Here is an 11,907-nt window from a genome sequence, read left to right on the forward strand (position 1 = left end):
AACTAAAAAAGGCCACTTTCTTGTGAGAAGTGGCCTGTCAATGGAATCGGTAAAGCGAGGCTTACTGTACTTTTTTGAATATAATTTCTTTCACGCCCCTGTTGAGGCCTTTCCAGACCATCAAGGGAGCCTTCGGCTGTATCTGGAAAGAAAAGTTGTCTCCGACAACGCCCAGGTCTTTCAACAATTTATCTTCTTCCTCAGGGATTCGAGTACCGTCTGGAAAGTTAAAGTCGAAAAGGAAGAAAGCCTGAGGTCCCTCCGAGCGAAAAAGATAGTCAGGGTTAACCAGTAAGCTAAAGTAAACCGGATAAGTTTTGTTCTTCAGGGTAATGGTTCCCTCAAATTCGGGGTGCTTAGCCTGGACGGGCTTGTACCGGGCCCTGGTAGCCGGGTAGAGCTTGAGCGTGGCAAAATCTTTGAAAACCGTGTCTTTCTGGATGCCTAAGGGCTGGGCTCCGTAAAGTTTCGTTGCGTTGATGTGAACCTCCTGAAGTACCCAGGTACCGATCGCTTGCGGAGCGGTTTCCTTCATGATCTCCACCGTTCGCTTTTCAATATCAATTTTGGCCGGAATCTCTTCTCCAGGACGAGTTTCATCCTGAGCCACGTTTTCATCCTTTTTACACTGTGTTAACAGTAGGCAGGACAGGGCAAGCAGATATAATTTTTTCATGTACGTAGTGTTAGAAGGTTTATGCCAGTTCCAGAGAGCAGGCGGCTCAAAAATAGCCCAAAGCCACGTAGTGAAAGCAGGTCAAAACTTAAGAATTGTTAAATTAACAATTTGATAATGAAGGTACTGCGGGTAGTATTCCGCTCGAAAAGAGATCCGTTAACAAAAAAGGCCGTCTCTGCGAAGAAACGGCCTTTTTTTAAAGATTGGCTCAGACTAAAACTCAGCTGATTTCGGATACCGGGGGAAAGGAATCACATCCCGAATGTTGCCCATACCCGTTACAAACTGAATCAGTCGCTCGAAGCCCAGGCCAAAGCCCGAGTGCGGAGCCGAACCGAAGCGACGCGTATCCAGGAACCAGTCCATGCTTTCAGGCTCGATACCGACTTCTTTCATCCGGGCTACGAGTTTTTCCAGGTTGTCTTCCCGCTGGCTACCGCCGATCATCTCGCCGATACCGGGGAACAATACGTCCATGGCCCGTACCGTAGGTCCTTTGTCTTCGGGACGATCCACTTCCTGCTTCATGTAAAAGGCCTTGATTGCCCGGGGATAATGCGTCAGGATTACCGGTTTTTTGAAATGTTTTTCGACCAGATAACGCTCGTGCTCGCTTTGCAGGTCGATGCCCCATTCCACCGGATATTGGAATTTCTTCTCCTTGTGCGGTTTTGACTGAAGCAGGATCTCGATAGCCTGTGTATACGTCAGACGCTCGAAATCGTTATCGATGACAAACTGGAGTTTTTCCAGCAAGGGCATCGGGCTACGCTCGTTTTGGGGTTTGTTTTTCTCTTCTTCGAGTAAACGTTTTTCCAGGAAAGCCAGATCTTCGACACAGTTAGCGAGGGCGTACTTGATGACGTATTGAACGAAATCTTCCGCCAGATCCATGTTATCATACAGATCGAAGAAAGCCATTTCGGGCTCAATCATCCAGAACTCCGCCAGGTGACGTGTCGTGTTGGAGTTTTCGGCCCGGAAAGTCGGGCCAAACGTATAAATTTTACCCAGAGCCAGAGCGGCCAGCTCGCCTTCCAACTGACCCGATACCGTCAGATTGGTCTCTTTACCGAAGAAATCTTCTTTATAGTTGATCGAACCGTCCTCGTTCAGGGGCGGATTCTTGGGGTCAAGCGTTGATACGCGGAACATTTCACCGGCACCTTCGGCGTCAGAACCCGTGATGATGGGAGAGTTCCAGTAAAAAAATCCGTTGTCGCTGAAAAACTTATGTACCGCAAAGGCCAGGGCATGCCGCACGCGGAATACTGCCGAAAACGTATTGGTACGGGGACGTAAATGAGCAATTTCCCGCAAAAATTCCAGCGAGTGACGTTTGGGTTGCAGCGGGTACGCGTCCGGATCAGCGGTACCGTATACCTCGATGGACGTAACTTTCAATTCTACCGTCTGGCCCGCTCCCTGCGAATCGACGAGAATACCCGTAGCAGCAATGGCGGCACCCGTGGTTACGAGTTTAAGAATATCTTCCGGAATCACGCCCGCTTCCGCTACGACCTGCAGGTTATTAATGGTCGAGCCGTCGTTCAGAGCAATAAAATTGACATTCTTGCTTTCCCGTTTGGTGCGAACCCATCCCTGAACCGTAAGCGTCTGATCCACAAAACCGTGGTGACGGAGGTAATCTTTAATTTGATATTTCATGATAAACTACGATGAGTGACGGCAAATCCGTCGATAGAATAGATTCGCGAAATTAGCTACTTCCGCGTACTCGCCGAAAAAAAATCCGGAACACAACCAACCTTTCTGTAAAACCGGACCTCTTTTGTGCAGAAAATGCCCGTATGGACCACCTTCCTGACCTGATTCAAGCCTGTCTCCAGCACGATCGCATCGCCCAGCGGATGCTGTACGATCGGTATAAGAAACCTATGTACTCGCTGGCGTACCGCATGACGGGCGACTTTGATATGGCTCAGGATGTGTTACAGGAAGCGTTCATCGATATGTTCCGGCACCTATCGGATTTTCGGGGAGAGGCAACGTTCGGTCGCTGGTTCAAGACAATCGTGATTCGAAAAGCCTATCGCCACATTGAAAACCGCAAGCTCTGGAGTACGGAAATCCCGGAAGAACTGGTATCCGATACGGGATACGCGGGCGTTGAGGCCGCTCACCTCGAAAAGGCTCTGCTGAGTTTACCGGAAGGTTGCCGAACCGTGTTTCTGATGATTGAAGTGGAGGGCTACTCGCACCGTGAAGTGGCGGAGGTGCTGGGCGTGACGGAAGGTACTTCCAAATCACAACTACACGCGGCCAAGCAGAAATTACGGAAACTATTACAATCACCCGCCTTACTCAGTTAAACGTATGGAATGGCCGGTATTACCCGAATATGAACCCGATGAACGGGTCTGGAATACCATTGAAAGTCGGCTCGACTACCAGCGGGAATTGCCCGAGTACGAGCCTGCCGAATTCTTATGGGAGCGTATAGAGCCTGCGTTACCGGGGAAAACGCGTCGCATCGGCTGGCAGATGGCTGCACTGGCCGCCGGTATTGTGCTGGTTTTGGGAATCACGCTCTGGTACCAGCCTCAGGAAACCCGCATTGCTGTACAAAGTGAGACGGCTCAGTGGATCGACTCGAAAAATACCAGTCTGGATCAACAGCAGAACCGACTGGAAACGCTGTGCGAAGTACAACAAGTTACTTGTCAGCAACCTGAAATTCAGATGATTCGTACGGAACTAACGGAATTAAAACAAGCCAGCGAGCGATTGCATGAGCAGGCGGGTCTGTACCACAATGATCCGCAGGTGGTGGCCTGGGAGACCCAACTGGACGAAAAGCGGGCCGAATTACTCAAACGCCTGGCCGAACTGATTTAACGCTATGAAATTAAGGCGATTACTAGGATTGATCGGACTCCTGGCCTGGCATGCTCAGGGCCAGACCACGCTTCAGGTAGCGACCCGAACGATTGAACAGCATTACGAATCCGTTCGTAATCTGACGATTACGGGCGAACGGGCCGATATTGACATTCGGGTCTGGGACAAGGAAACGATTCAAATCAACGTGAATCTTTCGGCTCGGCACCCCGACCGGGCGGTAGCTCGTAAGGAACTCGAATCACTTCAGTTTACGGGTGAAAAGTCCGGGAAGCGACTGTTTTTGAGAAACTTCCTGATTGCACCGGCTTCCGGGAAACTGACCTCTTCGTTCAAAACCAGTATGGTTATCTGGCTGCCCGCGAGGTGTCCGCTGGTGGTGAAACAAAATTTTGGTTCATTGAAAGTTACTGGACTACAGGCTGACTTTCAGGCTAGTACGGAGTTCTCCAAAATAAGTCTGAAAGCGATGCAGGGAGAGGTACAACTGGAAAGCCACTACGGTGATCTGGAAGCCAGTAATCTGTCGGGAAAAGTAAGGCTGAATACGGAGTATACCAATCTGAAACTAAGCGATGTCCAGGGAAGCTGTACCGTTCGTTCGCAGGGTGGGGAAGCCGAGATACGGGCTGATCGGCAACTGGTAAAGCTCGAAGTGAAAGCTCAGAAAACGAATATCCGCTTACTGAATCTCGAACAAACGCCTTTTACCTATCAATTGCAGGCCGAATACGGCCAGATTGAACTGCCCCGTAATGCCAACTTTACCTGGCAAACCAATACACCTACGCTACGCAAAGTGGTTTTACATGCCCGCAAAGGAGGGCTTATTGATGTTCAGACCACTTTCGCTACGATCAGCCTCCGTTAATTACGATGAAAAAACGTTTACTAACCCTCCTGTGGCTTGCCGTTACCCACGTTTTGTTTGCTCAGGATAGTACACAGGTAGCGTATACCGTAGACATTGATACTACTTCCGCTCCGAAACACCGGCTTCTGGATACGTATGGCGATGTATTTCAGACGCAGGTTCCGGCTCGCGGCATATTCAAGGTTATTGTTCCCTTGGGAACGGCTAAAACGGCTCTGGATCCCCAGATGATTGTTCCGAAGGGCTTTAACAATACTTTTCAGGAACGAGTAGGGTTAGTAAGAATTGGGTACGAGCGAAAACTGGCACCAGAATGGTCAATCAATGCGGAAGTAGCCATCCCACCGGGTGTAGGTCTGTATCTAATAAATTCCGCTCGATTCATGCTTCAGCCCCGCTGGTATTACCGCATGAACGAGCGAATCCGAACGGGAAAGAGCGTGAACAATGTATCGGAAAATTATATCGGTCTTTCGCTGGAATCCACCTTCCTCTTTAAACTGGATTCTTACTACGGATCGTCGCAGGGGGGATACAGCAATCAGGACATCGCTCTGGTGTACGGAATTCAGCGACGCTTCAAAAAACGGGGACTGGTTGATTTTTCACTGCGTGGCGGAATCAGCATCGACCGGATTCGCAATCCCCTCAGCCTAAGTTCCAACAATGCCAGACCCATCACCTGGTTCATCGAAACCAGAACATTGATTGGGCTAGGTTTTACGAAATTCTCACAGCCTTCTTCTTCCCAGTGCGAAATTTTGCATTGTTTCGAACCCGTTCGCTCCTTGTGGAAGCTGGATCTGAATAATCCTATTCGTGTGTCGAATGACGCCAGTTTTGTACGAACGTCCCTAGGCTACGAACGGAAACTGGGAAGCAGTCCTTTTTCGGTACAGGCAGAGGCAGGGCTTTACGGACGGACGTTTCGGTACCACCTCGAACCTTCCAGCCCATTATTATCCCAGGGGAGCCATTCGAATCATCAGGAATTTCAGGGAAACCTAGCTCTGGAAAGCCGTTATTACTACAACCTGAACAGGCGAATCCGGCGGGGGAAACAGTCGGATAACTTATCGGGTAACTTCCTGACCCTAGGTATGCAGCGGGAGCACTGGCTGGGACGCGTCCGTAACTACGGAGCGGGAATAGAGAAGGGCGTAGTAGTGGAATGGAAGCAACGCTCCACGTATAATCAACATTTTACAGACGCTTATCTGCCTGGGGTCTGCAACGACGGCTATTTACCAATGGCTTTCTGGAACTGAAAACCGGGTTGAAAGTACCGCTGACCACTTACGCATCCAATCAGGAAAGGTACGTATCTACGACGTCAGGAGGTGCACTAGAGCGAGTGGAAACGAATCATCGACTGTACGCTCAACGTCAGAAGATGGCCCCCGGAAGTGTTCACTTCTTCTTCGATCTGAAAATCGGTCTGGCCTGGGCCAAACGCAAATGACCCCTTTTAATCCCTTCACGCCGCTATGAAAAAACTGGTATCCCTTCTGCTATTATGGATGTGTGTACATCCGCTCCTGGCTCAGGATAGTACACAGGTGATTCTGTTTTCAACCGAAACCGATACGTTAGTGAGATCCAGAAAACGATTGCTGGACACCTACGGAGACGTTTTCCAGACGCAGGTACCCGTCCGGAGCGTATTTAAAATTATGGTGCCTTTTGGCTTGCCTAAGTATTTGGTTCCGGCTCAATTGAATGTCCCTAAAGCTTTTCACATGAACGCGGCCCGGCAGATTACGGATATTTTGCGTTTAGGCTACGAACGAAAAATACGGGCCGATTGGTCCATCAACGCAGAAGTGGCCATCGCTCAGTCTGAGGCCAGTTCCGTATTGTATCCGTATAATGTGCGGTTACTGGTTCAACCCCGCTGGTATTACCGAATGGGGCAGCGAATACAGGAAGGGAAGAGCGTAGCTAATGTTTCCGATAACTATCTGGGGGTATCGCTGGAAACGACCTGGAACGTGCTGGCCGATGATGTCTGGTTAAATAATACGCAGGGACTCGGCTTTGCTTCTCAGGAACTAAGTCTGGTCTATGGCTTGCAACGGCGTTTTCAAAAACATGGCTTTGCCGATTTTTCCATTCGGGCCGGAGTCATTCATGAACGGTTTCCACGAGATGTCCTCTATCAGGGTTTTGATACGCCTTTCGAAAAGCAATGGAGCTGGTTTATCGAAACCCGTACATTGGGAGGCTTTGCTCTAACCAGGAATTCTCAGACTACTTCTTCCCAGTGCGAAATATTAAACTGTTTTGAACCGGTTCGTTCCTTATTGAAAGTTGATTTGAACAACCCCATTCGCCTATCTTCTACGGGGCACAACGTAAGAGGCTCCATGGCGTACGAACGTAAACTGGGTAAGAGTCCCTTTTCAATTCAGGCGGAATTGAGCGTACATGCCCGTTTATTTTCCCGAAAACTAACGTTTTATGAAACGCCCGGCTGGCTGGATACCGTACGTGACGTGTTAGGCGAAAAACTTCGGTACCGAAACGGGTTGATACAGGCAAGCTTGTCCCTGGAATCCCGCTATTACTACAACATGAACAAACGCATCCGGCAGGGAAAACAGGGCGATAATCTTTCTGGTAATTTCCTTCATCTGGGGATATCTACAGAACATTTACAAGAGCGAACCAAAGGCTTCGAACCGGCAATGCTGGTAGCCAATCAGAAAGGTAGTGGAACATACACCAGAGATATTTCAGTAACCTTTGCCGATCTATACGTAGGGTGGGGCATGCAGCGACGCTTATTTACCAACGGTTACTGGGAGCTGAAAACAGGGTTACGATTGCCTTTCTACGATCGAAAAGAAAATCGTCTTAAACAACGGCAAGTCTATCGTTCGATGGAAGTAAAAGAGCTGGTTTCGCAAAGCACTTCTGTGCCTTATAGTCGGAAAGAATTGGATTTTACTACGCTTTACCCTTATGGTTTTGTTGATCTGAAAATCGGTCTGGCCTGGGCCAAACGCAAGTAAATCATTCCGCCTCTGTCCAACCCTTTCGCCGCTGTTATGAAAAAGCTTCTACTTCTCTTACTACTGGGAACGTGTATAAACCCGCTTTTTGCTCAGAATTCTACGCAAACCGTTCAGTTTACCACGGAGATGGATACGGTAGGAAGCACGAAGAAGAAACTGCTGGATACCTACGGAGACGTTTTCCAGACGCAGGTACCCGTCCGGAGCGTATTCAAAATCATGGTGCCGGTTGATTTGCTGCGTACGCTGAACGGTGCCCAGATGAGTATTCCCCGGCAAAGTGGACAGAGTCCGATTCAGCAGTTATCCGATATAGTTCGGGTAGGCTATGAACAAAAACTCAGTACGGCCTGGTCGATCAATGCCGAAGCAGCATTGACCTGGAATAGTACCCGAGGCATTTCGTACAATCGGGGTGAACGTGGTGGCTTGTACTCAACCCTTTATCCACTTAATTTGCGGGTACTGCTGCAACCTCGCTGGTATTATCGCATGAATCGACGTATCCGGGAAGGAAAAAGCGTAAATAACGTTTCAGATAACTACCTGGGACTGTCGCTGGAACGCCAGATACCGATTCAAACCGAACTGCCAATTAATCCCCAGGCTTCTCGGCCCTCGCATACGCAGGAAGTGGCTCTGGTGTATGGCTTGCAGCGACGGTTTGGTAAACGCGGATTCGCTGATTTTACCATTCGGGCTGGAGTGGCGTCCAGTCAGCTGTACAGTCGCTATTTACGGGCCAGTAGCTGGGAACCTTTCATTGAAACCCGTTCGCTGATAGGTTTTGCTTTTGCGGGCCAGTCGCAGGCGATTTCTTCCCGTTGTGAACTGTTTCACTGCTTTGAACCCGTTCGTTCCATCTGGAAACTGGATTTAAATAATCCCATTCGCTGGTCGCCTAATGCTGGTCACCTGCGTACGACGGTTGCGTATGAGTACAAACTCGGAGCCTCGCCCTTTTCCGTACAAGGGGAGTTGAGCATTTATGGAAAATACCAGCAACTCGAACGCACGTACAACGGGGACTATCCGTATACTTTTCATGATCGTTTGTTACAGGGAAGCGTGGCTCTGGAGTCCCGGTACTACTATAACTTAAAATCACGTATTATTCGGGGGAAGCAGTCGGATAACCTGTCGGGAAGTTTTATTACGCTGGGTATTTCAAGTGAACGCTTGGGCAATCGAATTGAACAAAGGGAGTTTAGCTTACGGGAGGGGGAACAATGGGTTTGGAGTAATCACCACATCCGCCAGACCTTGCGTGATGGGTACCTGGCCTGGGGTACGCAACGTCGCCTGTTTTCCAATGGTTTTTTCGAACTGAAAGCCGGTGTTCGCCTGCCGCTGTCTACTTACGCCCATAATACCTACCAGGAAAAACGCTGGTATCAATCCGGGGAACAGGAAGAAGTAAGTCGTCATTCGAACGAGGTGTACCACGAGCGGGCTTACTCGATTCGTTCCAAGGCCTACGGCTTCGTGGATCTGAAGGTTGGACTGGCCTGGGCTAAACGCAAGTAATAATTGTAAGAATTGGATTAAATTATCAGGAACGCCGGGGCTTGCGGGGGCCTGCGTTTTGGTGAAGGCTTTTTCGGTACTTACTTTTGTTAGTATTGATCATCACTAGCTCTTAACCAATTTTGAAGACAGGTCTGGCCCGCTTACTTTCGTTTGTACTGCACCCTTTGCTCATTCCGACCGTATTGTGTGGAATCCTTTTCTACACGGCACCGTTCACCGTTGCTAATCTGGAAAGTTTTAATGGACAGGAAACCATCGACTTTTTCGGCGTAAAGCTCAGTTTCAGGTTTGGCCTGTTGCTCCTGGTCTTTTTCTTTACGTTCCTGATTCCCGGATATTTACTGTACGTGTTATATCGACTACGAATCATTCGCAGCCTGACGATGGAGCGGCTCGAAGATCGGCGGGGACCGTACCTGATCATTGTCCTGCTGTATACGATTTTTTCCTTTGCTTCTTTCCGCTATCTGGTCCTGTTGCCTCAACTGACAGTGGTGATGGCCAGTGTTACATTTTCCGTTTCCTGCGTATCATTCATTAGTCTATACTGGCAAATTTCCGCTCATGCTACCGGAATGGGTGGCGTTATCGGAGGACTGATTGCCCTTACGGCTCGTTTCGGTACAACCTCTTTACTGGCTCCGCTGGTCATATTCATTGTATTGACGGGCCTGGTGATGAGTGCCCGCCTGCAACTCAATGCTCATACCCCGCGGCAAATTCTGGCGGGCTTACTGCTGGGAGCGTTCATCTGCGGAACTACCTTTTATACCTTCTGGCAACTCGATCTGGTCTAAATGCAAAAAAGCCATCCCCGATCAAAAGGATGGCTACAATGCCGGTCATAAAGCACAGGCGTGCTTTAACGTGCAAACTATTGTTGCTCGCTTTCCTGCATCTTCTGGCGGTAAGCTGCCTTGATGACTTGGTGACGGCGAGTGATTGACGGCTTCGTAAACGCCATACGTGAACGGAGTTCACGCATTACGCCCGTTTTCTCGAATTTCTTCTTGAAACGTTTGAGGGCCTTGTCAATGCTTTCGTTTTCTTTAACTTGAACGATAATCATGTGTGTTATTCGGCAATTTGAAAGGTTCAACTCCAAAACAGGATTGCAAATATACGGTTCTATTTTATATTTTCAAGAGTTTATTGGCAACTTTGGCGAACAATTGCGATTCGGAAAAGTATATCTTTCGAATTGTTGTATGATCTGTGTCGTCCCACAGGCTCCTTTTCCAGAGCTTACCGCTTTTTATCATGACTCGTCTTGCCATTATTGATCTGGGTACCAATACCTTTCAACTGCTGATTGCCGAAACGCAGGCGGCCGGTTTTACTGTTTTGCATGACTCCAGCATGCCCGCCAAAATTGGCGAAGGAGGAATTTCTTCGGGAAAAATTACCGAAGCCGCCATAGATCGGGCCGTGGCTGTACTGCGGGAATTCCGTCAGATTACCAACCAGTACGACATCGCTCCCGAAAAAATCGTAGCCCTGGGTACGAGTGCGGTTCGCAATGCCGCTAATCAGGAAGAATTCTGCGAACGGGTGCTGAATGCTACGGGCATTACCGTAACCATTATACCGGGCGAAGAGGAAGCCAGTCTGATTTACGAAGGAGTGAAGGCCGGTACCGTACTGAATGAGCAAACCTCACTCATTGTGGATATTGGCGGCGGCAGCGTCGAATTCATTCTTTGTAACGCCAAAAAAGTTTTCTGGAAACAGAGCTTCGAAATCGGTGGGCAACGGCTGATGGACCGTTTTCAGCAAGCCGACCCCATTCTGCCCGATTCCGTTAGCAAACTCTACGAATACCTGGAACAACAGCTAGTACCCCTTACCAACGCGGTGCACCAATACGAGCCGAAAGAAATCATTGGTTCAGCGGGGACGTTTGAAACGTTGATTGATATAGAATCCATGCAGAGTACGGGTCATTGGCCGGATACGGAACAGGTAAGTTTTGAGTTGCCGATGGCTTCATTCATCGACTCCTACGAAAAATTTCTGACGCTTGACCGGGAAGCTCGTTTGCAGATCCCTGGAATGAAAGAATACCGTGTAGACATGATTGTCATAGCATCCTGTCTGATTGCTTTTCTGTTACGCAAGTATCAACTCAAGCAAATTCGGGTTTCGCTGTACGCCATGAAAGAGGGCATGTTGTCACGAATGAGCCAGGGGCAGTAAGCATTCGTTAAAAAAACTGAATGCGGTACGAATCGCCCGCGTTTTGCGTATCTTTCTTACACAAGGTGGGTTTTCCGGAACAACTACAAACCGGGTTTAACCGGAAATACCCCTTGAATCTCCCAAACCTTGAACGGATTGAAGGATTATTTTCAGAATGAAAAGACGACGTGTGATTAAGGGTTTAGCAGCCATGCCGCTGTGGTTCATTATGGATAGACAGGATCCCGTCAAACGGTATCCGGTAGAGAAAACGGAAGCGGAATGGAAGCGGTTGTTAACCCCGGAGCAATATTTTGTAACCCGTCAGAAAGGTACGGAACGGGCCTTTTCGGGGAAGTATTGGAATAATCGGGAGAAAGGAACCTATCGCTGCATCTGCTGCGGAGTCGAGCTTTTCAGAACGGACGCTCAGTTTGATACCGGCAGCGGCTGGCCGACGTTTTCCCGGGGCGTCAATTCCCGTAATCTGGAAGAAAGCACCGATACGAGTTACGGAATGGTACGCAAAGAGATTGCCTGCAGTCGCTGCGGGGCTCACCTGGGGCATTTAACCAACGACGGTCCGGCACCGGGCAAGTCGAAGTACACAATTAATTCAGCTGCTCTGACCTTTGAAAAAGGAAGATGAGGCTGAAGACCGACTCCCCTCAGAGTCGGTCTTTTTGTACTAATTTTAGATGAAGCCTTACGGATTAAATATAGTATTATGGGCTGTAGTCGAAAGATTATTTGGTATACATTTTGAC

General features: G+C 48.9%; 13 protein-coding genes. 10 read left to right on the forward strand and 3 right to left on the reverse strand.

Annotated elements, in window-relative coordinates:
• Positions 1–61: 61 nt before the first annotated feature.
• A complete protein-coding gene (locus tag BWI97_RS06110) occupies positions 62–676 on the reverse strand; it encodes a hypothetical protein (protein WP_102200375.1) in 615 nt (204 codons plus the stop codon).
• A 216-nt stretch (positions 677–892) separates the two neighbouring features.
• On the reverse strand, positions 893–2,347 hold the full coding sequence (gene asnS / locus BWI97_RS06115) for an asparagine--tRNA ligase (RefSeq protein WP_102200376.1): 1,455 nt from the start codon (positions 2,345–2,347) through the stop codon (positions 893–895).
• Positions 2,348–2,490: 143 nt separating this feature from the next.
• Here asnS and BWI97_RS06120 point away from each other — a divergent pair, with 143 nt between their 5' ends.
• From BWI97_RS06120 to BWI97_RS06155, 8 genes are all read left to right on the forward strand, one after another.
• Entirely contained in the window at positions 2,491–3,012 is a 522-nt protein-coding gene (locus BWI97_RS06120) for an RNA polymerase sigma factor (protein WP_102200377.1), read from the forward strand.
• A gap of 4 nt (positions 3,013–3,016) precedes the next feature.
• Positions 3,017–3,538: a hypothetical protein gene (locus tag BWI97_RS06125; RefSeq protein WP_094811481.1), complete on the forward strand. Its 522-nt coding sequence runs from the start codon at positions 3,017–3,019 to the stop codon at positions 3,536–3,538.
• A gap of 4 nt (positions 3,539–3,542) precedes the next feature.
• Positions 3,543–4,412 (forward strand): DUF4097 family beta strand repeat-containing protein, encoded by an 870-nt coding sequence (locus tag BWI97_RS06130; protein WP_094811479.1) that lies wholly within the window; start codon positions 3,543–3,545, stop codon positions 4,410–4,412.
• 5 nt (positions 4,413–4,417) lie between these two features.
• Positions 4,418–5,683: a hypothetical protein gene (locus tag BWI97_RS06135; protein WP_102200378.1), complete on the forward strand. Its 1,266-nt coding sequence runs from the start codon at positions 4,418–4,420 to the stop codon at positions 5,681–5,683.
• An 8-nt stretch (positions 5,684–5,691) separates the two neighbouring features.
• The gene (locus BWI97_RS06140) at positions 5,692–5,877 is read left to right on the forward strand and encodes a hypothetical protein (RefSeq protein WP_102200379.1); all 186 of its coding nucleotides are present in this window, start codon (positions 5,692–5,694) and stop codon (positions 5,875–5,877) included.
• Positions 5,878–5,902: 25 nt separating this feature from the next.
• Positions 5,903–7,429, forward strand: coding sequence for a hypothetical protein (locus tag BWI97_RS06145; RefSeq protein ID WP_102200380.1), 1,527 nt, complete (start codon positions 5,903–5,905; stop codon positions 7,427–7,429).
• Positions 7,430–7,465: 36 nt separating this feature from the next.
• A complete protein-coding gene (locus tag BWI97_RS06150; protein WP_102200381.1) occupies positions 7,466–8,959 on the forward strand; it encodes a hypothetical protein in 1,494 nt (497 codons plus the stop codon).
• Between the two features lie 122 nt (positions 8,960–9,081).
• The gene (locus BWI97_RS06155; protein WP_094811469.1) at positions 9,082–9,759 is read left to right on the forward strand and encodes a phosphatase PAP2 family protein; all 678 of its coding nucleotides are present in this window, start codon (positions 9,082–9,084) and stop codon (positions 9,757–9,759) included.
• Positions 9,760–9,836: 77 nt separating this feature from the next.
• On the opposite strand, the gene rpsU is transcribed toward BWI97_RS06155, so the two are convergent.
• Complete coding sequence (rpsU, locus tag BWI97_RS06160; protein WP_094811467.1) at positions 9,837–10,031, reverse strand: 30S ribosomal protein S21; 195 nt, start codon at positions 10,029–10,031, stop codon at positions 9,837–9,839.
• Between the two features lie 191 nt (positions 10,032–10,222).
• On the opposite strand from rpsU, the gene BWI97_RS06165 reads away from it, so the two are divergent.
• Entirely contained in the window at positions 10,223–11,158 is a 936-nt protein-coding gene (locus tag BWI97_RS06165) for a phosphatase (RefSeq protein WP_102200382.1), read from the forward strand.
• Between the two features lie 157 nt (positions 11,159–11,315).
• The gene (gene msrB, locus BWI97_RS06170; protein WP_233207764.1) at positions 11,316–11,789 is read left to right on the forward strand and encodes a peptide-methionine (R)-S-oxide reductase MsrB; all 474 of its coding nucleotides are present in this window, start codon (positions 11,316–11,318) and stop codon (positions 11,787–11,789) included.
• Positions 11,790–11,907 lie beyond the last annotated feature (118 nt).

The organism is Siphonobacter sp. BAB-5405 (assembly GCF_002872335.1).
Lineage (GTDB): Bacteria > Bacteroidota > Bacteroidia > Cytophagales > Spirosomataceae > Siphonobacter.